The following is a 19,284-nucleotide window of genomic DNA, read 5'->3' as shown; positions in this document are numbered from 1 at the left end:
GAACGTCAGGCTGAGATCAGCACCTTGCCGGCGGTGGCAAGGCTTTCGGCGCCACCGACGACGCGTTCCTTCAAGGCACGCACCTCGCCAAGCAGGTTCTCGGCGAAGAAGCGACAGAGCGCGACGCGGCCATGGTCGGCGAGGCCGCCTTGCGCCAGATAGGCGCCGCCGGCGGCAAGGGAGATCAGCCTGAGATAGGGCGTGGCGCCGGCCAATGCCTCGTCCGAACGTCCTTCCGCCAGCAGCCGCTGCAGGAAGCGCGTCGCCTCATCGAGATCGGCGAACGCCCGGTCGAGATTGTCGGCGGTGCGGCCAAAGCCCGCGACATTGGAGATCCGCACTGCATCGGCCACAGCCTTCAGCTCGCCGATGTAGCGATGCACATGCTCGCCGCCGCAGAGCGGCAGCTTGCGCGCCACGAGATCGATCGCCTGGATGCCGTTGGTGCCTTCGTAGATCGGCGCGATGCGGGCGTCGCGATAGAGTGCTGCCGCGCCCGTCTCCTCGATGAAGCCCATGCCGCCATGCACCTGGACGCCGAGCGACGCGACATCGACGCCGACATCGGTTGAAAAGGCCTTGGCGAGTGGCGTCAGCAGATTGGCGCGGTCGCGCCAGTTGGCGGCGGCCTCGCCCTCGGCAACACGGGCGCGGTCGATGGCATGGGCGCAGCAATAGCTGATGGCGCGCGCGATCTGGGTCAGCGCCTGCATGGTCAAAAGGTTGCGCTGCACGTCTGGGTGATGGACGATCGGCGCCATGCCGGCGCCGGCGTAGTCGGCGGCCTTGCCCTGCCGGCGCTCATTGGCATAGGCGATCGCCTTCTGCGTCGCCGTCTCGGCCACCGCCACGCCCTGCATGCCGACGCAGAGGCGGGCATTGTTCATCATGGTGAACATGCAGGCCAGGCCCTTGTTCTCCTCGCCGACCAGCCAGCCGATGGCACCAGGGGTCGTGTCCTGGAAACCGTCGCCATAGATCATGGTGCAGGTTGGCGAGGCATGGATGCCGAGCTTGTGCTCCATGCCCGAGCAGAAAACATCGTTGCGTGCGCCGAGCGCGCCATCGTCGCCGACCAGGAATTTCGGCACCAGGAACAGCGAGATGCCGCGCGTGCCGGCTGGTGCGTCGGGCAGCCTCGCCAGCACCAGATGGATGATGTTGTCGGTGAAATCGTGCTCGCCATAGGTGATGAAAATCTTCTGGCCGAAGATGCGGTAGGTGCCGTCGCCGGCCGGCTCGGCGCGGCTGCGCAGGGCGGCGAGGTCGGAGCCCGCCTGCGGCTCGGTCAGATTCATCGTGCCCATCCACTCGCCGGAAACGAGCTTTGCCAGGTACTTTGCCTTGAGCGCTTCGGAGGCGTGCTTGTCGAGCGCCTCGACCGCTCCCATGGTCAGCGTCGGGCCGATGCCAAAGGCCATGGCGGCGGAGTTCCACATTTCGAGCGCGGCGACGCCGAGCATGGTCGGCAAGCCCTGGCCGCCGAACTCTTCCGGTCCGGACAGCGCATTCCAACCGCCCTCGATCCAACGCCGGTAGAGATCCTTCCAACCGGGCGGCATGGTGACGGCGGCATCTTTCAGTACCGCGCCCTGCTCGTCGCCGACCTTGTAGAGCGGCGCCACTTCGTCGCTGGCGAAGCGGCCGGCCTCGGCTAGGATGGCATCGACCAGATCCTCGCCGAGATCGCCGAACGTGCCGGCGTCCAGAGCCGGCTTTAGGCCGGCCACGTGCTTGAGCGTGAAGGCGATGTCCTCGACCGGTGCCCGATACATGCCGCTATCCTCCTCAGCTTCCGCCAGCCGACCCTAGGGCCGGCGCGGCCGCAAAACCATTCGCCCTTCGGGCTGTCTCCCATCTTCTTTTTACGTAAACGTCAAACTTTGTCACGCGGATTTTGCAATCGCGGCGGGGCGTATTAGATTTCGGCCAGCCCGACATTCAGCGGGTGACAGACCGGATCGGAACCCAACAATGCTTGCCAGACCGGACGCCTATCGCTGCATCGAATGCGACCTGCCCTACCGGGCTGCGGGATTCTGGTATCATCATGGCAGACTGGAGAACGGCGCCGCCTACTGGTCGGATCGCGGCATATTGTGCTCGCCACAATGCTCTCTCGCCCACCATCGCAAGCGCGCGGCCGAGGGCACGTTGCCGCAAGAGCCGGCGCCCGATCCGTTCGAGATGCGATCGCTCTTGGGCAGGTGACGGGAGCCGTCAAGGTTTGAATTCGCCCATTCTAACCGCTGGCGCTGCCTCTCATCTGCCTGCCGGCATCTTCTCCCCGTTTAGTGACGGGGAGAAGGACGCTGTCATCGAAGATTTCGCCAATCTCCAGCGTTGCAGAACGAACGCCAAGGCTGCGGCCAGCTTCTTTCTCCCCGTTCACGGGGAGAAATGCCTGGCAGGGCAATGAGGGGCGGTGCCCACCTAGGCAATTACTCGCCACAGAACCGCCAGGCATTAAAGCACTTCCTTAACCATAGCGGTTCAGGATCGATCCCTGGTCAGTGGGGACACCCTGATTGAAAACGCCGGCGCGCCCTCTTCGCCGCCTGGCACTCCTCGCGATGGCGATGGTGCTGGGCACGGCAGCAAAGGCCTCGGATTTCTCCGAGCCGTGGAAGAATGCCGACCGCGCGCTGGTGATCGACGCCTACGAATACAATTCCATCGACTGGGCTGAGCTTGCCACCGACAAGCGCGTCGTCGGCTTCATCAACAAGGCCTCCGACGGGCTGCCGCCGCCCTATTTCTGCTCGGGCGACGAGACGGAGGTGCGGCTCTGCAAGGCGCTGTGGAAGCGTCATGCGGTAACGCGCGAACTGTTCCAGACGCGCAAGGTGGTGGCCAAGGCGCTCGGCCTGAAATGGGGCGCCTATCATCTTGCGCGTCCCGGCAATCCGGTCGAGCAGGCCAACAATTTCATCGATTTCGCCGAGCCGGCGCCGGACGAGCTAATGGCCCTCGACCTCGAGGGCAATGACCCGACGCAGTGGATGTCGCTGGTGGATGCCGAGGAGTTCGTGCGCCAGGTGCATCGGCGTGTTGGCCGCTTCCCGGTGCTCTACACCAACGGCAAGACCGCCCAGTACATCGCCGACAACCGCTACCAATACCGGCTGCTGTCGCGGCTGCCGCTCTGGTATGCGCGCTATAAGCCGGACATCGACGTGCATTTTCCGATGGGCAACTGGCAGGGCTATGCACTCTGGCAATTCTCGGCGCAAGCCAATTGCGGGCGCTTCCGCTGTCCCTACCGGGTCGCGGGCACGCCGAATGACATCGACGTCAATGTCGCAGCGATGAACGGCGACCAGTTGCGTGCGCAATGGGCCTTCGGCAGCCTGATCGATGTGCCGACGGACTATCTCGCTTCGATCCCTGTGCCGGTCTCGCGCGAGGCTGGGCTCGCCGGCAAATTCACCATCATTTATGCCGATGTGGCGACGCCGCCGACGGTCGAGGAAATGGTCGCGGTGTTAGGGGCGCGCTGGGAAAAATTCCGCGACGGCTTCCGCATGCCCGTGGTGAAGACGGTGCCGCGGCGCCCGCGCTTCGGCATTGCTGACTATGTCGCCTGGAAGCGGACAGACCAGCGTTCAACCGCGCAGCTCGAGGCCGCCTTCGCCGTGGCGGCCGACCCGGTCAGCACCGCCTCAACCGAAATCGACCGCAGCCAGCGTTGAAGGCTCCGCCCGCAGGGCGCCGAACCTAGCTGGCGCCAACCTTTCCGCGTGCAACCGCCTGCCAGCCGATGTCGCGGCGGCAGAAACCTTGCGGCCAGTCAATGCGGTCGAGCGCGGCGTAGGCTTGGCTCTGCGCCTCACCCACCGTGGCGCCGGTCGCCGTGACATTGAGCACGCGGCCGCCATTGGCAACCAGCGCGCCGCCATTGATGGCGGTGCCGGCGTGGAATATCTGGGCGCCGTCGGCGGCGGCTTCATCGAGGCCACGGATGACCGAGCCTTTTTCCGGCGTGCCAGGATAGCCCCTCGCCGCCATCACCACGGTAAGCGCCGCCTCGTCGCGCCAGCGCGCCGAACTATGCGCAAGCTGGCCATCGACAGCGGCGTTGAGCAGCACCAGCAGATCGTCCTTCAGCCGCATCATCAGCACCTGGCATTCCGGATCGCCGAAACGAGTGTTGTATTCGATCAGCTTCGGCCCCTTGTCCGTGATCATCAGCCCGGCAAAGAGAACGCCGGCAAACGGCGCGCCGAGTTCGGCCATGCCGCGCATCGTCGGCTCGATGATCTCGCGCATGGTGCGCTCGACCATCTCGGGCGTCATCACCGGTGCCGGCGAATAGGCGCCCATGCCGCCGGTGTTGGGGCCGGTGTCGCCCTCGCCGACGCGCTTGTGATCCTGCGCGGTGCCGAAGGGCAGCGCGGTGGTGCCGTCGCACAGGCAGAAGAAGCTCGCCTCCTCGCCGGTCAAAAACTCCTCGACCACGACCTCGGCGCCGGCGGCGCCAAAGGAGCCGTCGAAACAGGCGTCGAGTGCGGCAAGCGCCTCCTCCAGCGTCATGGCCACGGTGACGCCCTTGCCGGCGGCCAGCCCATCGGCCTTGATGACAATCGGCGCGCCCATCTTCTCGACATAGGCTTTGGCCGAAGCCAGGTCGCCAAAGCGGCCATAGGCGGCGGTTGGGATGTCGTATTTGGCACAAAGGTCCTTGGTGAAACCCTTCGAACCTTCGAGCCGCGCCGCCGCCTTGGACGGACCGAAGACGCGGATGCCCCAGGCGCGTAAATCGTCGGCAATGCCGGCCACCAGCGGGCCTTCCGGCCCGACGACGACCAGGTCGATCTTTTGCTCTTGGCAGAAGGCGGCGACAGCGGAGTGGTCGGCGATATCGAGCTTGACCAGTTCGGCTTCACGGCCAATGCCCGGATTGCCAGGCGACGCGTAGAGTTTTGTCAGCAGCGGCGAGGCGGCGATCTTCCAGGCCAGGGCATGTTCGCGGCCGCCGGATCCGATCAACAAAACGCGCATGCCGATGTCCCTTGTCATTTCACGACAGGCACTGCGCTATTGCCCTGATGGCGGCGGGTCAAGACTTTTGGCTGGCTCGAAGGCAGTTGCGCACGGGAACATGGCACGCATCCAGCAGCACGAGATGCCGCCGGATGTGGTTTGCAGGTTGCAATCAGCTCTGGAAGACGACTGGGAACCAGTCCTCGCGCAGTTTCTGTCCAGGCTTCATGTCATGACCGGGATAGGGCGGAGACGTGCGGCCGGGACGCTCGACATAGCGCGCGTCGTCGCCGACCCAGCGCAGCGAGAGTGCCCGGCGGCGGGCCGCGGTCAAATTGCCGCGCGCGCCATGCGCCGTTCTAAAGTCGAACAGGATGGCGTCGCCCGGCTCCATCTCCCATTCGAGGACATTCATCGAGGAATCCTTGTCGGGATCGGGCCCCGGCAGATAGTCGCCCTCGCCGGTGTAGAAATTGCTGTCGTCGAGCCAGCGCACCGGCAGGATCATCTTGTCCCATTTGTGCGAGCCGGCGATCAGCCGCAAGGTCGCTTCCTTCACGGGATCGATCGGAATCCAGAAGCTTACGGTCTGCCTTCCGTCGACGAAATAATAGGGAATGTCCTGGTGCCAGGGCGTCGGTTTCTGCGTGCCCGGCTCCTTGACCAGCACGTGGTCGTGGAAGAACTGGGCGCTGCGCGATTGCATCACAGCCGCCGCCAGTTCGGCGGCCGGCGAGTTCCGCACCACATCGACGAATTCGGGAATACGCTCCCAATTGCAATAGTCGTCGAAGAAGCTGCCGCGGCCATTGGCGATGTCGGAGGCGGTGGTGCTGCGGTTCTGGAGGTTGCGCTCGATGCCGGCCGCGATCGTGTCGACCCAGTCCTTGAAGGCGCCGCGGATGCAGACCGCGCCATCGCGCTGGTAATTGGCGATTGTCTCAGCATCGATCTGGGCGGCCACCGCAATTCTCCTTGGTTGATGGCCCGACTATCGCAGCCCCAGAACATCGCGTAAAATAATAACTTATCATTTCACTTATAGGTTCGGCCTATGACCGTGACCCTCACCCAGCTGCGTTACCTCGTCGCCGTGGCGCGCCATGGCAGCGTCACCGCGGCCGCAAGGATGCTCAACGTCTCACAGCCGTCGATCTCGGTGGCGATCGACAATGTCGAAGCGACGCTTGGCCAGAAACTGTTCGTGCGCCAGCGCGGCAGCGGCATTGCGCTGACCTCGTTCGGCCGTGGCGCTGTCGCCAAGGCGAAACAGGTGCTCGCCGAGGCAGACGAACTGATGGGACTTGGGACGCGTGACGACGATGTCGCCGGCGAGTTGGTGCTTGGCTGTTTCGAGGATCTCGCGCCCCATTTCGCGCCGGCGCTGATCCGCTCGTTTTCGCAGCGCTGCCCCGCCGTCACCGTCATCGTCCGCGACGAGACCTTCGAGACGCTGGCGCGACGGCTCGGCGATTCCGCCATCGATCTCGGTCTCACCTATGATCTCGGCCTGCCGGCGCATTTCGCCCGCATCCCGCTGCATGAGCTGCGGCCGCATGCGCTTCTGCCGCAAGGCCACGTGCTGGCCAGCCAGGCGACGGTCAGCCTCGCCGACCTTGCAGCCCATCCGCTGATCACTACCGACCAGCCGCATAGCTGGCAGCATATGCTGGACTTGTTCCTCAGCCGCGGCCTGTCACCCGTCACCCAATCCAGGACGATCTCGTTCGAACTGCAGCGCAGCATGGTGGCCAACGGTTTCGGCGTCGCCGTCAGCTATACCAGGCCGCATGGCGACCTGAGTTACGACGGCCTGCCGCTGGTCTGCAAGCCGCTGTCCGATGCGCTGCCCATGCAGCGCATCATCCTTGCCCACGACACGCGCCAGCGGCTGTCGAAGGCGGCACTGGCGTTCACCGAGGTGGCGAAGGAATGGTTTTCTAGTCACGATGTTTTCACCGGGTGATGGCTTCGCCTGACGCTTGACGGCGCCCACCGCGGCTGCCACTCCAGCAGCATGGAACCCATCCAGTCGAAAGCAGCCCAGGGTCGTGTCGCCGATGCGCCGAGCGGCCATTGGGCCTATCGGGTGTTGCCGCGCTGGCTCTGGCCCTACGCGCAGCTTGCCCGCTGGGATCGGCCGATCGGCTGGCAGCTGCTGTTATGGCCGTGCTGGTGGTCCGCCGCGCTTGCCGCGAGCGCCTATCCCCGTCCCACCGATCCGCTGCTGACGCTACTGCCGGCGCCTTGGTACCTGCTGCTGTTCCTGATCGGCGCCATCGCCATGCGCGGCGCCGGCTGCACTTATAATGACATTGTCGACGAGGACATCGACAACCAGGTCGAGCGCACGCGGTCGCGGCCGCTGCCGGCAGGCAAGGTGACGCGCAAGCAGGCCTGGGTGTTCCTGGTCATCCAGGCGCTGATCGGGCTGGCAGTACTCCTGCAGTTCAACAGCTTTGCCATTCCGCTCGGCATCGCCTCGCTCGCCGTCATCGCCATCTATCCGTTCATGAAGCGCTTCACCAACTGGCCGCAATTCGTACTTGGCCTCGCCTTCTCCTGGGGAGCGCTGATGGGCTGGGCGGTCGAATTCGGGGACCTCGATGGCCCCGCCATCATGCTCTATATCGGCTCGATCCTGTGGGTGATCGGCTATGACACGATCTATGCGCATCAGGACAAGGAAGACGACGCCATCGTCGGCGTGCGCTCGACCGCGCGGCTGTTCGGCGACAACACCAAGATCTGGCTGGTTGGGCTCTACGGGGGGGCGCTGATCTGCTTCGCCATCGCCTTCGCCTCGGCGCAGGCGCCGGTGCCGGCGCTGGCCGGGCTGATCGCCGCCGGCGCGCATATGGCACGACAGATCGCCGTGCTCGACATCGACAATCCTGACCAATGCCTGCGGTTGTTCAGGTCGAACAACCAGGTCGGCTGGCTGATCTTCCTCGGCCTGATCGGCGGTTCGCTCTGGGTGGCGCTGAAGCCGCTGGTGTAGGGGGCTCGTTTCCTTCTCCTGTGGGAGAAGGAAGGCCCGTTCTATTCGCGCGCAATAATCTCCTGGCCGTCGATGATCAGCCTGAGGCCGAGATCGCCGGCCCGGCGGCGGGCGAGGAAGCGCGGGCGGCGCATGGTCGAGACGCGGCCCTTGCGGCGATCCTGCGGCGGCAGCGCCTTGATGGCGGCGCCGAGCGATTCCTCCAGCGTGCGGGCGATGCCGTCGGCTTCGATCAGAAGCATCGGCAGACGGTAGGCGTCGGCCCAGGCGCGCCAGTCGGCGGCAACGTCGTCGAGATCGTCGGCCACCAACAGGGGCACCGACAGCATCGGATCATTGTGAAGAAGCTCGAGCGTCACCGTGACGTTGCCATCCGGATCCTCCATCGCGCGGGCGGCGACGCCGCGAAACGCGTTGGCGGGCAGCGCGATGATCGCCGGCACGCCGCTCATCTCCAGCATGCGGCGAATGACGGCGCCACGCTGATCGATGGTGAAGCTAACGTCGCCATAGTCGTCGCGTGTCGCATAGCTCACCATTTGCGGCAGGCGGAATGGGTCGAGACGCATGTTACGCCCGGCCCAGACTGGCTTCAGTCCAGTGTTCATCGAATGCCTTCCTGTTACTCCTGAGGGCCGTTTTCCGGTTCTCTCCGGGCCGGTTTTTCCGACCTCGTTTGTGCAGGAACATTAGCGCGGGCTTCTTACCGCCGCGCTTAAGAAAGTCGGTTAAATTTTGCTGATCTCAGGCGATGGTTATCGGAATGCGACCAACAGCAACATGTTGGAAGGATCAGATAACCTTACCGGGATTCATGATGCCGGCCGGATCGAGGGCCGCCTTGACGCGGCGCATCAGATCGATAGCCATCGGCGGCGCCGTCGCGATCAGTTCATCCCGCTTCAGCTGGCCGATGCCATGCTCGGCAGAGATAGAACCGTGGAAGGAGCGCACCACGTCGTGCACGGCCTTGTTCATGGTGTGGTAGAGGCCGAGGAAGGCCTCGTCGTCGCCACCTTCCGGCCGGGAGATGTTGTAGTGGAGGTTGCCGTCCCCCATGTGGCCGAAGCAGACGACGCGCGCATCGGGACTGACCGAAGCGACCGCGCCGGCGGCTTTGCCAATGAATTCGGGGATCGATGATATCGGCACGGAAATGTCGTGCTTGATCGAGGCGCCCTCGGGTTTCTGGCACTCGGGCAGCACCTCGCGGAAATTCCAGAAGGCGTCGCCCTGGGCCAGGCTTGCCGCGATCACCGCATCGCCGACGACGCCTTGCTCCAGCCCGGCCGACAGCACCTCCTCGATCAGCGCCCTGCCGTCCGCTTCCGAACGGCCCGAGGACACCTGCATCAGCACATACCAGGGCCAGTCCTCGGCCAGCGGCCGGGTCACGCCTTGCGCATGCTTCAGCGTGTAGTCGTAGGGTCTTTTGGCGATCAGCTCGAACGCGGTGAGCGAAGCACCGGCCCGGTCCATCGCCAGGCTGAACAGGGAAAGCGCTGCCTCGGGCGACGACAGGCCGGCAAAGGCCACTTCCCTACCTTTCGGCTTGGGGAAGAGTTTCAGCACGGCGGCGGTGATGATGCCCAACGTGCCTTCGGCGCCGACGAACAGGTTCTTCAAATCGTAGCCGGTGTTGTCCTTCTTCAATTTGCGCAGATCGTCGAACACCTCGCCGGTCGGCAACACCACTTCGACACCAAGGCAGAGCTCGCGCGCGTTGCCGTAGGCAAGCACGCCGGTGCCGCCGGCGTTGGACGACAGATTGCCGCCGATCTGGCAGGAGCCTTGTGCTGCCAGCGACAGCGGAAACAGCCGGCCGGCAGCGTCGGCCGCTTCCTGCAGCGTCTGCAGGATGACGCCGGCCTCGACAGTTACCGTGTTGGAGAGCACGTCGATCTCGCGGATGCGGTTCAGCCGCGACAGAGACAACAGGATCTCGCGGCCGGAGGCATCGGGCACCTGGGCGCCGACCAGCCCGGTGTTGCCGCTCTGCGGCACGACCGGCGTGGCGGTCTCGGTCGCCAGCCGCATGATACGGCTCACCTCCTCGACGCTGCCCGGCCGCAGCACCAGCGCCGTCCGGCCGTGCCAAAGGCCGCGGCGCTCAGTGAGGTAGGGCGCGATGTCCTGTTGGTCGCGCAGGGCGTATTTCTCGCCAACGATCGCCGCGAAGCGGTCGATGAGGGCGGGAGCGAGATCGGGAGGGGCATCGTTCATGGGCAGAAACTATGGCCCTCAATCGGCCTTGTCACGTGGGGCGGCGGCGCGAAAGAGCCGGTCGTTGATCGCCTCGCCCAGCCCGTCGAACGGGATCGGCTCGACGGCAATCGTCGCGGCACCGCTCTGGTCGAGCGCCTGCAGATGGGCAAACAGGTTGGTGGCCGCTTCGCGCAGGTCGCCGCTCTCCGACAGGTTGCGCAGGGCCGCGGCATCCTGCCAGCCGCCGGCGCGGCGACTGCCGAAGGCGAGCAGCGCTTCGCCGCTGGCGACTTGTCCGGCATTCAGCCGCACCGCGGCGCAAGGCGCATAGTGCGAGGCGAGCATGCCAGGCGCCTCGATTCCTGCGGCCACGCCACGCAGCAGCTTGACGCCGGCCACCGCCTCGATCTCCTCGGCGGCAACGCCGCCGGGCCTCAGCAAGCGCAAGCCTTCGCCCTCGACCTTGACGATGGTCGATTCCAGCCCGACCGGCGTCGCACCGCCATCGACGACCAACCTGATTTTCGCGCCGAGGTCGGCAGCCACGGCCTCGGCCGTGGTGGCGCTGATCCGGCCCGAGGAATTGGCGCTGGGCGCGGCCAGCGGGCGGCCAAGTCGCGCGATCAGCTCGCCACCAAAACCCCTGGGCATGCGCAGCGCGATCGTGTCCAGCCCTGCCGTGACCAGCGGATGGATGCCGTTGCTGGACCGCTGCGTCAGCACCAGCGTCAGCGGCCCCGGCCAGAATGCCTTAGCCAGCCTTTTCGACAGGGGGTCGAACAGCGCGATGCGCTCGGCTATGGGGATGTCAGCGACATGGGCGATCAGCGGGTTGAAGCGCGGGCGGCCCTTGGCCTCGAAAATGCGCGCGACGCCGATGCCGTTGGTGGCATCGGCGGCCAGCCCGTAGACGGTCTCGGTCGGGATGGCGACGACATCGCCGCCTTCAAGCAGAGCCAGCGCCCGCTCCATCGCCTCGCCCACGGCAAGTATCTCAGCCAATCTCGTCACCTCTACAGATGCCGGGCTGCGTAGTACGGCGGCGTCCACGGGGCAAGTCCGGGCGTTGGCGAATTATCAATCCCTAAAATGCTATGTTTTCGCGCAAGCGGGCATCAATCCCCCGGGAATAGGATGTCGGCTCCATGGGTTGGGGAGTTTTCATCGTGTCGATGCGTATGCTTGCAATGCTTGGCATCAGTCTGGCGGCAACGGCCGGCGGGGCGCAGGCCTCGTCCATTCTCGTCCTCGGCGCGTCGACCTCGACGCCATCCGTCGTCAAGCTCGGTGCGCCTGAGCCGATGAAGGTCGCCTCGGCGCCATCGATCGTGGCGCTGGGAGAGGCGGTGCCGGACGTCACCGATGAGAAGGTGGCGGCGATACCCGAAAAGCCCGAACAAAAGCACATGCAGAGCCCGATGATCATTCGCGGCGGCATCGTCGGCGGCGCCTTTGCAACGCCCGCTACCGCACCGGCCAAAGCTACTGCCGCCACCGAACCGGCAGCGGGAGACACCACAGCCGCGGCCGACGGCAAGCCGGCGACGGCAACCGCCTCGAACGGCTCACCCGAGCAACAGCCCGCGTCGCAGCCAGAGCCGGCAGCAGCGCAGCCGTCACCGATAGCCCCTGTCGGAAAAGCCATGTAAGCTGCCGGCGGAGGCGGGTCGATTGTCCGGTGCAGGTATCCGGAGTGCGATCCTCTTCTCCAGTCTTTTTGTCGCGGCCCGCTCGAATTTGCTCGAGCGGCTCCGGCAGGAGAAATCGGATTTTTCAAAGGGGGCATCATGAACAAGGCAAGAGCGTTTGCCGTCGCCGGGCTGTTGCTGGCGTCGGCGCTGGGCACAAGTGCGGCGAAGGCCGACGACATGCTCGGATCCTATGTCGCGCGCATTTCCGAACGCGACCATCACGCCAGTGACGGTTTTGCGCTGGACAGTGCGGCGCAGATGGTGCGGCAGGACCGCGCCAACTGGCACAAGTTCCACCGGCGCGACAGCGACGATGAGGGCGACGACTGGTTCAGGAGCAATGACAACCGCGCGGATCTGCAACGCATGCTGGAGCGCGGCGGCGCGATGAGTTCCTCGACACGGCGCGCCATCGTCAATGGCGAGCCGCTGATCCAGGTCGATGTCTATTCACGCAGCGTACGCGTCAGCATCCTGGAAGATTGACCAAGTCAACTTCTGGAAGACTAACGCAGAGAGGGCGGCGCACAAGCGCCGCCCTCTTCGCAACTCGGCCTGCGGAAATGGCTCAGGCCGCCTCTTCCTTGTCGTCGTCCTCTTCGTCGTCTTCGTCCTCGGACTCGTCTTTTTCGCCAGCGCCGCCGCCTTCGGCCTTCACGCTGTCTTCGTCTTCGTCCTCGTCGTCTTCTTGGTCGTCCTCGCCGTCTTCATCCTCGTCGTGGTCCGAGAGGGTGGCTTCCTTGTCGGCGTCGTCGCCGTCTTCGTCGTCGCCTTCCTCATCGTCGTCGGACGGATCGGCGGCTTCGACCGCGGCGGCGGCAGCCTGATCGAGGATGTTTTCGGAAGCGGATTCGGTCGCCTCGGTGGCAACCGGAGTCTCTTCAATCACTTCGATTTCGTGATCGGAATTCATGGAAGCCTCCGTGGGTTGGGGAACGTGTCCGTTTTGCCACGGGGAGATCATCGTCATATGACTGTAAGCCGGCTCGAATGGCCGGCAGATCAGAAATTTTTCAGCTGCTTTGTTGAGAATGATCTTTGTCCGAACCGAGGGTTCGGGATCATGCTCTAGCCGGCGATCCTGGAGAAATCCGCGACCTTACCGGTCGCAGCGCGGATGCGGGCCAGCAGCGCCAGGCGGTTGGCGCGCACGGCCTGGTCCTCATCATTCACGAGAACGCGTTCAAAGAATGAATCAACCGGCTCACGCAACACGCTAAGCGCCAGCATGGCTGCGGAAAAGTCTTCGTTTTGAATCGCTTCGCCGGCTTCCTTCTCGGCCTGATTCACCGCGGCAAACAGCAATTTCTCGGCATCCTCGCGAAACAGTGCCTGCTCAACAGTCTCGGCTATCGCCGTTCTCTTCTTCTCCTCGGCGGCCAGAATGTTCGCCGCGCGCTTGGTCCCGGCGAGCAGGTTTTTTCCATTGTCGGTATCGAGGAAGGAGCCCAGCGCTTCGACCCGGCGGACGATCTGCAAGAGGTCGTCGGACTGCGGCGTGATGACTGCGTCGATCAGGTCATGCCGAGCGCCCTGGTCGCGCAGGTAGACTTTCAGGCGGTCATGGAAGAACGACAGGAGGTCATCTGTGAACGGAGCCAAAGAGGCTTGCAGTTCCATTATACGCTGCCCGTCGAAGAACTCCCGTTCCGAGTCAGCAGCGCCAGAGGTTTCGGATATTGCCTTTTGAAGACCTTGCTTCATCAACTCGGCGACAAGACCCGCTTCCGGAAGCAGACGACTTTCCCCTCGGTAGTCTTGAATTCGGGCATCCAGCATTGCCACGACGCCACGACTCTCAGCGCCTTCACCCAAACGTTCATAGGCAAAAAGTGCTGCCGCGACCGTCGCGGCAATGGCCTTACTGAAGGAGAGTTTGATCTTGTTTTCGAGGACGACCCTCACGACCCCCAAGGCTGCGCGGCGCAGCGCATAGGGATCCTTCGACCCGGTCGGCTTTTCGTCGATGGCCCAGAATCCGACCAGCGTGTCGAGCTTGTCGGCGAGCGCCACGGCAATCGAAACAGAGTCGGTCGGCACGCGGTCGGATGGGCCTTGTGGCTTGTAGTGCTCCTCGATGGCAGCGGCGACGGAAGGATGCTCGCCCTGCAACAGCGCATATTTGCGGCCCATGGCGCCCTGCAGTTCCGGAAATTCGCCGACGACCTCGGTCTGCAGATCGGCCTTGGCCAGCACCGCGGCACGAGCGGCGAGCGCGGGATCGGCGCCGACGACCGGCGCCAGTTCTTCGGCCAGCTTCTTGATCCGCTCGACCCGCTCGCCCTGCGTGCCGAGCTTGGCATGGAACGTGACGCCGAGATGGTCGAGGCGGGCCATGCGCTGGTCGAGCGGCTTTTTGGGATCAAGCCCGAACTTTTCCGCCGATGACTTGAGCTGGTCGAGATCTGGCAGATCGCCTTGATCGGTCTTCCAGAAATACAGCGCGTCGGAGAGGCGCGCGCGCACCACCTTACCGTTGCCGTAGGCGATCTCCTTGCCGCCGTCCTTCGCCTCGATGTTGGCAGTAAGGATGAAGCGGTTGGAAAGATCCTCGACGGCGCCCTGCGGCCGGCTGACGAAGCACTTCTGGTTGGCGCGAATGGTGAGCCGGATCACCTCGGCGGGAATGGCGAGGAAATCCTGCTCGAACTCGCCCATCAATACGACCGGCCATTCGACCAGGCCGGACACTTCCTCCAGCAGTCCCTCGTCCTCGACCAGGTCGAGCCCGTTGGCGAAGGCGAGGTTGCGCGCGTCGGCCAGGATGATCTCCCTGCGGCGGTCGGCATCGAGCACGACCTTGGCCGCCTCCAGCTTGGACACATAGTCGTCGAAGCGGCGCACGGTGATTTCGCCCGGCGCATGGAAGCGGTGGCCATAGGTGACATTGCCGGAGCGGATGCCGTCGATCTCGAAATCGACGACCACCGGCTCTTCGGTCTCTGGGCCGAAGGTGCAGAGGATCGACTGCAGCGGCCGCACCCAGCGCAAGGAGCCGGGCTTTGCCGAGGCCGGCCCCCAGCGCATCGATTTCGGCCAGGGGAAGCCGCGGATGATGCCCGGCACCAGTTCGGCGATGATCTCCTCCGCCGCCCGGCCCGGCTTCGAAATGTGGGCGACATAAAAATCGCCCTTCTTCGGATCGGAGTGGACATGCGCCTCGGCAACCGAGGCAAGGCCGGCCTTGCGCAGAAAACCCTGCACCGCCTGTTCCGGCGCCGAGGTCGCGGGACCTTTGATCTCTTCGTGGATGTCCTTCGAGCGCGCGGTCAGGCCGCGGATGTCGAGCGCCAGCCGCCGCGGCGTCCAGTACTCGCGCGCCGCCTCATAGGTCAGGCCAGACTCGACCAGACCGTCGGTCAGCATCTTCCTGAGGTCATCCGCCGCCTTGCGCTGCATGCGCGCGGGGATTTCCTCGGAGCGAAGTTCGAGCAATAGGTCCGGCATCAGAGTTTCTCCACCCGCATGCCGTTTTCCTGTTTCCTCGCGCCTTCGGCACTGCGGGCGCGCGGCTGGGCAGGGATTTCCTCGGAGCGAAGTTCTAAGAGCAAGTCGGGCATAGGGTCAGCTCATGCTGGCGAAGGGGTTGGGCGGGCATAGCAACTCGGCTGGCCGCTGTCACCCTGCATGCCGATCGCCTGTTCGACCTATTTCCGGAAATTTTCATGGCTGTTGTCGGGACGGAGGGAACCCGCCCGTCCTTAGGGCAGAAATTCCCATGAACCAAACACAGCGCTGAAGCGACCAACGCTCAGGCAGGGAACTATTGGCTGAACGACGATGAAAACGGCATCAAGATTACTGCAGATCCTCGCACTTAGCGCCTGCTTCGCCGCGCAGGCTCACGGTGCTTTCTCGATGCCGGGTGTCAGGCAAGCGCTGCGGACAATCGACGGCGCGAGCAGCCAGAGCATGCCGCCGATCACCGCCTCGCTCGAAATTGCGCAAAGCGCCTTGAACTAGGCTGCCAGCCCGCCGGCCTGCGTCAGCAAAAACGCCTCACCGCAGGCCTTGGCCAGATTGCGCACCCGCAGGATGTAGCCTTGCCGCTCGGTCACGGAAATTACGCCGCGCGCGTCGAGCAGGTTGAAGACGTGGCTGGCCTTGATGCACTGGTCGTAGGCCGGCAAGACCATGCGGTGCATCGCAAGACTGTCGTTCGACGCAGGCGCGCCGGCATCGAGCAGCGCCTTGCACTCGGCCTCGGCGTCTTCGAAGTGTCTCAGCAGCATCGCCGTGTTGGCATGTTCGAAATTGTGGCGCGAATATTCCTGCTCGGCCTGCAGGAAGACATCGCCATAGGTGACCTTCTCGGCGCCGTCGCGGCCGTTGAAGTTGAGGTCGTAGACATTGTCGACGCCCTGCACATACATGGCCAGCCGCTCCAGCCCGTAGGTGAGCTCGCCCGCCACCGGCGCGCATTCGATGCCGCAGACCTGCTGGAAATAGGTGAACTGCGAGACTTCCATGCCATCGCACCAGCACTCCCAGCCGAGCCCCCAGGCGCCCAGTGTCGGGCTTTCCCAATCGTCTTCGACGAAGCGGATGTCGTGCAGCAGCGGGTCGACGCCGATCGCCTTGAGCGAACCGAGGTAGAGCTCCTGCAAATTGGGCGGGTTGGGCTTCAGGATCACCTGGTACTGGTAGTAGTGCTGCAGCCGGTTCGGGTTCTCGCCGTAGCGCCCATCCTTGGGCCGGCGCGAGGGTTGCACATAGGCGGCGTTCCAGCGCTTTGGCCCCAGTGCGCGCAGCGTCGTTGCCGGATGGAAGGTGCCGGCGCCGACTTCCATGTCGTAAGGCTGGAGGATGACGCAGCCATAATCCGCCCAGTAATTGTGCAAGGTCAGAATCAGCCCCTGGAAGGAGCGGCTGGGATGCATATGGGCTGGGATGTCGATCGTCACGGCGGCCTCGGAAAGCGCGGAATGAAGCATTCCCTAGTTGCCGGGCCGGCGAGCGTCAAGGCGGGGTGCCTTGACCGTAGTGTCTCAGTAAGACACTGCCGTCTTGACCGCCGGGAGGTTGAACGCATTGCGATCGGCTGGCCCATTGCCGATCACGGTCCACGGGCCGTTTGCTCACCCGCAGCTTCAACGACAAGGATTCAGCCATGCCCGGCCAGACCATCGTGCGCCCTATCGAGCAACAGGACTACGAGGAATGGTTGCCGCTCTGGGATGGCTACAATGCCTTTTACGGACGGTCGGGCGAGACCGCGCTCGCCGGCGAGATCACCCAGATGACCTGGTCGCGCTTCTTCGATGCCTACGAGCCGGTGCACGCGCTGGTGGCCGAGAGCGAGGGACGCCTGCTCGGCCTGGTGCACTATCTCTACCACCGGAGCACGACGGCGATCGCGCCGAACTGCTATCTGCAGGACCTTTTCACCACCGAGGCCGCACGTGGCAAAGGCGTCGGCCGGGCGCTTATCAACGCTGTCTACGAGCGCGCCAAGGCGGCCGGCTCGGGCCGTGTCTATTGGCTGACGCATGAGACCAATCACACGGCGATCCAGCTCTACGACAAGATCGGTGAGCGGTCGGGGTTTGTGGTTTATCGGAAGCTGTTCTGAAAACGAAAACGGGGCCTAGCGAGCCCCGTTTTTGCAGCCAATATTGAGATTCTTTACCCCTTCGGCGCCGGCGTCGGCTCCGGCTTGACCTTCGGAGTCTCCTGCGCCGTGTTGGATTCGATCGGCGGCAGGCCTTTCAGCAGCTTCTGCTGCACGGCGGCAAGCACATCGGGATCCGGCTTCAGGTCGCGCGCCTGGTTCCACTGGAAGGTGGCTTCCAGCTTGCGGCCAACGCGCCAGTAGGCGTCGCCGAGATGGTCGTTCAGCACCGGATCTTCCGGCTTAAGCGACACGGCACGCTCCATTTCGCGCACGGCGTCGTCGAACCTGCCGAGACGGAAATAGGCCCAACCCAGCGAGTCGACGATGTAGCCGTCGCTTGGCCGCAGGTCGACGGCCTTCTGGATCATTGCCAGGCCTTCCTTGAGGTTCATGTTCATGTCGACCCAGGAATAGCCGAGATAGTTCAGAACCTGCGGCTGGTCGGGGAGCAGTTCCAGCGCCTTGCGGAAATTCGGCTCCGCCTTCGGCCATTCCTTGAGCCGCTCATAGGCGATGCCGCGCTGGTAGAAAATGTTCCAGTTGGCGCTGGTCGGCGTCTTCAGCACCTCGACCGCCTTGTCGTAGAGATTGGCGGCAGAACGGAAATCGTCCTTGGAAGAATAGACGCCGCCAAGCGCCAGATAGGCGCGCATATCGTTGGGATGCTTGTCGACGAACGCCTTCAGATGGGCGATCGCCTCCTCATGGCGGTCGAGATCGGCGAGGTTAAGGCCGAGCTGCAGATCGGAAAGCTCCTTCAGCGGCGAAGAATCGGGAATACGGCGATAGAGCGCGATCGCGCCCTCGCCGTCCTTCAACTGCTCGGCTACGGCGGCGAGCTGTACCAGGGCAGCATCGCTGTTGGGCTTCAGCGCCAGCGCATATTGCAGATAGAGACGCACGAACGGCTCGCCGCCGCCGCGGTTGAGCGCGGTGGCCAGATCAAGCAGGATCTCGGAGGCGCCCTCGGACGGGCCGGCAACGAGAGGCTCGATCTTGTCGCCCTTGTTGATCCTGTCGCGAAGCGTCGTGATTTCCAGCTTGCCCGGCGCAAACGCCTCGGCCTGGTCGAGCACGGAAACCGCCTTGGCCTTGTCGCCCTTGCGGGACAGGAAGGAGGCATAGGCCTGCGCGTTGCGCATCCATGTTTCGGGCGCCGCACCACCGGCGGCAGTGTCTGCCAAGGTCGCGGAATAGATTTGATCGGCCTTTTCGGGCAGGCCCGCGGCATCGGCGATCAAGGCGCGGTGGTATGATTTGAACAGGCCGAACCAGTCCGGCCCCTGCAGCTTGTCGATGGACGCCATGGCGTCGCTGGCCTCACCAGCGCCTTCCTGGGCCCAGCCGCTCATGACCCCGGACAGAAGCCGATCGAGGTCGGATTCGAGAGACAGCTTCAGCCAGTATTGCGCCTTGGTGAAATCCTTCTTGTGGAAGGAATCGACGGCCAGCGCCAGCCGCGAGAAGCGCTCGACATCGGGCACTTCCTTGAGCTTGTCGGCATAGACAAGGGATTCCTCGAAGCGGCCTTGCGCGATCAGCGACAGCATCAGGCTCTGCTGCAGTGCCGTGTCGCCGGGCGCGAAGGCTAGCGCCTGCTTGTAATAGGCGATGGCGCTGTCGAGGTCGTTGTCGCCCTCGGCGATCCGCGCGGCGAGATAGGCTCCCGAGAAGGATGTGATCTTGACCGGCTCGGTGGTTGCCTTGGCATGCGACGGCAGAGCCGAGATCGCCATGCCCGCCACAATTGCCAGCCCTGTGAGCCAGCGCGCACGTCCTTGCCGCATCGT

18 protein-coding genes are annotated in these 19,284 nt (G+C 64.3%); 8 read left to right on the top strand and 10 right to left on the bottom strand.

Going from position 1 to position 19,284, the window contains the following annotated elements; translation table 11 throughout:
• Positions 1-5: 5 nt before the first annotated feature.
• Positions 6-1,775 carry an acyl-CoA dehydrogenase family protein gene (locus D3227_RS11585; protein WP_120014234.1) on the bottom strand — a complete coding sequence of 590 codons (1,770 nt, stop codon included), beginning with the start codon at positions 1,773-1,775 and terminating at the stop codon, positions 6-8.
• Positions 1,776-1,974: 199 nt separating this feature from the next.
• Here D3227_RS11585 and D3227_RS11580 point away from each other — a divergent pair, with 199 nt between their 5' ends.
• Together D3227_RS11580 and D3227_RS11570 are read left to right on the top strand one after the other, a co-directional pair.
• Positions 1,975-2,211: a hypothetical protein gene (locus D3227_RS11580; RefSeq protein ID WP_120014233.1), complete on the top strand. Its 237-nt coding sequence runs from the start codon at positions 1,975-1,977 to the stop codon at positions 2,209-2,211.
• Between the two features lie 362 nt (positions 2,212-2,573).
• A complete protein-coding gene (locus D3227_RS11570) occupies positions 2,574-3,692 on the top strand; it encodes a glycoside hydrolase family 25 protein (protein ID WP_425374500.1) in 1,119 nt (372 codons plus the stop codon).
• Positions 3,693-3,717: 25 nt separating this feature from the next.
• Here D3227_RS11570 and purD read toward each other — a convergent pair whose 3' ends face one another.
• Both purD and D3227_RS11560 read right to left on the bottom strand, forming a co-directional pair.
• A complete protein-coding gene (gene purD, locus D3227_RS11565; RefSeq protein WP_120014324.1) occupies positions 3,718-5,001 on the bottom strand; it encodes a phosphoribosylamine--glycine ligase in 1,284 nt (427 codons plus the stop codon).
• Positions 5,002-5,155: 154 nt separating this feature from the next.
• Complete coding sequence (locus tag D3227_RS11560; RefSeq protein WP_120014232.1) at positions 5,156-5,953, bottom strand: phytanoyl-CoA dioxygenase family protein; 798 nt, start codon at positions 5,951-5,953, stop codon at positions 5,156-5,158.
• Between the two features lie 84 nt (positions 5,954-6,037).
• On the opposite strand from D3227_RS11560, the gene D3227_RS11555 reads away from it, so the two are divergent.
• Entirely contained in the window at positions 6,038-6,949 is a 912-nt protein-coding gene (locus D3227_RS11555; protein WP_120014231.1) for a LysR family transcriptional regulator, read from the top strand.
• 51 nt (positions 6,950-7,000) lie between these two features.
• Positions 7,001-7,984, top strand: coding sequence for a 4-hydroxybenzoate octaprenyltransferase (gene ubiA / locus D3227_RS11550; RefSeq protein ID WP_120014230.1), 984 nt, complete (start codon positions 7,001-7,003; stop codon positions 7,982-7,984).
• Positions 7,985-8,025: 41 nt separating this feature from the next.
• Here ubiA and D3227_RS11545 read toward each other — a convergent pair whose 3' ends face one another.
• The 3 genes from D3227_RS11545 to D3227_RS11535 all read right to left on the bottom strand — a co-directional run bounded on the left by D3227_RS11545 (position 8,026) and on the right by D3227_RS11535 (position 11,191).
• Positions 8,026-8,592: a DUF6101 family protein gene (locus D3227_RS11545; protein WP_120014229.1), complete on the bottom strand. Its 567-nt coding sequence runs from the start codon at positions 8,590-8,592 to the stop codon at positions 8,026-8,028.
• A 184-nt stretch (positions 8,593-8,776) separates the two neighbouring features.
• Positions 8,777-10,207 carry an FAD-binding oxidoreductase gene (locus D3227_RS11540; protein ID WP_120014228.1) on the bottom strand — a complete coding sequence of 477 codons (1,431 nt, stop codon included), beginning with the start codon at positions 10,205-10,207 and terminating at the stop codon, positions 8,777-8,779.
• 18 nt (positions 10,208-10,225) lie between these two features.
• Positions 10,226-11,191, bottom strand: a complete 966-nt coding sequence (locus D3227_RS11535) for an L-threonylcarbamoyladenylate synthase (RefSeq protein ID WP_120014227.1) — start codon at positions 11,189-11,191, stop codon at positions 10,226-10,228.
• A gap of 143 nt (positions 11,192-11,334) precedes the next feature.
• Between D3227_RS11535 and D3227_RS11530 the strand changes: the two genes are divergently transcribed.
• Positions 11,335-11,838: a hypothetical protein gene (locus tag D3227_RS11530; RefSeq protein WP_120014226.1), complete on the top strand. Its 504-nt coding sequence runs from the start codon at positions 11,335-11,337 to the stop codon at positions 11,836-11,838.
• Between the two features lie 138 nt (positions 11,839-11,976).
• A complete protein-coding gene (locus D3227_RS11525; protein WP_120014225.1) occupies positions 11,977-12,366 on the top strand; it encodes a hypothetical protein in 390 nt (129 codons plus the stop codon).
• An 82-nt stretch (positions 12,367-12,448) separates the two neighbouring features.
• On the opposite strand, the gene D3227_RS42180 is transcribed toward D3227_RS11525, so the two are convergent.
• Both D3227_RS42180 and glyS read right to left on the bottom strand, forming a co-directional pair.
• A complete protein-coding gene (locus tag D3227_RS42180; RefSeq protein WP_120014224.1) occupies positions 12,449-12,793 on the bottom strand; it encodes an ATPase in 345 nt (114 codons plus the stop codon).
• 155 nt (positions 12,794-12,948) lie between these two features.
• Complete coding sequence (gene glyS / locus D3227_RS11515) at positions 12,949-15,327, bottom strand: glycine--tRNA ligase subunit beta (RefSeq protein ID WP_120014223.1); 2,379 nt, start codon at positions 15,325-15,327, stop codon at positions 12,949-12,951.
• 333 nt (positions 15,328-15,660) lie between these two features.
• Between glyS and D3227_RS11510 the strand changes: the two genes are divergently transcribed.
• Complete coding sequence (locus tag D3227_RS11510; RefSeq protein ID WP_120014222.1) at positions 15,661-15,843, top strand: hypothetical protein; 183 nt, start codon at positions 15,661-15,663, stop codon at positions 15,841-15,843.
• Here D3227_RS11510 and D3227_RS11505 read toward each other — a convergent pair.
• Positions 15,840-16,814 carry a glycine--tRNA ligase subunit alpha gene (locus tag D3227_RS11505; protein WP_425374496.1) on the bottom strand — a complete coding sequence of 325 codons (975 nt, stop codon included), beginning with the start codon at positions 16,812-16,814 and terminating at the stop codon, positions 15,840-15,842. The genes D3227_RS11510 and D3227_RS11505 overlap by 4 nt on opposite strands.
• Positions 16,815-16,990: 176 nt before the next feature.
• On the opposite strand from D3227_RS11505, the gene D3227_RS11500 reads away from it, so the two are divergent.
• Complete coding sequence (locus tag D3227_RS11500) at positions 16,991-17,452, top strand: GNAT family N-acetyltransferase (RefSeq protein ID WP_120014322.1); 462 nt, start codon at positions 16,991-16,993, stop codon at positions 17,450-17,452.
• A gap of 53 nt (positions 17,453-17,505) precedes the next feature.
• On the opposite strand, the gene D3227_RS11495 is transcribed toward D3227_RS11500, so the two are convergent.
• A complete protein-coding gene (locus D3227_RS11495; protein WP_120014221.1) occupies positions 17,506-19,281 on the bottom strand; it encodes a tetratricopeptide repeat protein in 1,776 nt (591 codons plus the stop codon).
• Positions 19,282-19,284: the final 3 nt, after the last annotated feature.

Origin of the sequence: Mesorhizobium waimense (genome assembly GCF_003601975.1) — a bacterium.
Taxonomy (GTDB): Bacteria; Pseudomonadota; Alphaproteobacteria; order Rhizobiales; family Rhizobiaceae; genus Mesorhizobium; species Mesorhizobium waimense.
This window is presented reverse-complemented; position numbering and strand designations above follow the sequence as displayed.

What these genes read in the sequence shown, in the direction of transcription:
- D3227_RS11495 (WP_120014221.1), bottom strand. Translation starts at nt 19,281, where the DNA reads ATGCGGCAAGGACGTGCGCGCTGGCTCACAGGGCTGGCAATTGTGGCG.
- purD (WP_120014324.1), bottom strand. Translation starts at nt 5,001, where the DNA reads ATGCGCGTTTTGTTGATCGGATCCGGCGGCCGCGAACATGCCCTGGCC.
- D3227_RS11585 (WP_120014234.1), bottom strand. Translation starts at nt 1,775, where the DNA reads ATGTATCGGGCACCGGTCGAGGACATCGCCTTCACGCTCAAGCACGTG.
- D3227_RS11545 (WP_120014229.1), bottom strand. Translation starts at nt 8,592, where the DNA reads ATGAACACTGGACTGAAGCCAGTCTGGGCCGGGCGTAACATGCGTCTC.
- D3227_RS11505 (WP_425374496.1), bottom strand. Translation starts at nt 16,814, where the DNA reads ATGCTTCATTCCGCGCTTTCCGAGGCCGCCGTGACGATCGACATCCCA.
- D3227_RS11570 (WP_425374500.1), top strand. Translation starts at nt 2,574, where the DNA reads ATGGCGATGGTGCTGGGCACGGCAGCAAAGGCCTCGGATTTCTCCGAG.
- D3227_RS11580 (WP_120014233.1), top strand. Translation starts at nt 1,975, where the DNA reads ATGCTTGCCAGACCGGACGCCTATCGCTGCATCGAATGCGACCTGCCC.
- glyS (WP_120014223.1), bottom strand. Translation starts at nt 15,327, where the DNA reads ATGCCGGACCTATTGCTCGAACTTCGCTCCGAGGAAATCCCCGCGCGC.
- D3227_RS11540 (WP_120014228.1), bottom strand. Translation starts at nt 10,207, where the DNA reads ATGAACGATGCCCCTCCCGATCTCGCTCCCGCCCTCATCGACCGCTTC.
- D3227_RS11530 (WP_120014226.1), top strand. Translation starts at nt 11,335, where the DNA reads ATGGGTTGGGGAGTTTTCATCGTGTCGATGCGTATGCTTGCAATGCTT.
- D3227_RS11555 (WP_120014231.1), top strand. Translation starts at nt 6,038, where the DNA reads ATGACCGTGACCCTCACCCAGCTGCGTTACCTCGTCGCCGTGGCGCGC.
- D3227_RS11510 (WP_120014222.1), top strand. Translation starts at nt 15,661, where the DNA reads ATGAAAACGGCATCAAGATTACTGCAGATCCTCGCACTTAGCGCCTGC.
- D3227_RS11525 (WP_120014225.1), top strand. Translation starts at nt 11,977, where the DNA reads ATGAACAAGGCAAGAGCGTTTGCCGTCGCCGGGCTGTTGCTGGCGTCG.
- D3227_RS42180 (WP_120014224.1), bottom strand. Translation starts at nt 12,793, where the DNA reads ATGAATTCCGATCACGAAATCGAAGTGATTGAAGAGACTCCGGTTGCC.
- D3227_RS11500 (WP_120014322.1), top strand. Translation starts at nt 16,991, where the DNA reads ATGCCCGGCCAGACCATCGTGCGCCCTATCGAGCAACAGGACTACGAG.
- ubiA (WP_120014230.1), top strand. Translation starts at nt 7,001, where the DNA reads ATGGAACCCATCCAGTCGAAAGCAGCCCAGGGTCGTGTCGCCGATGCG.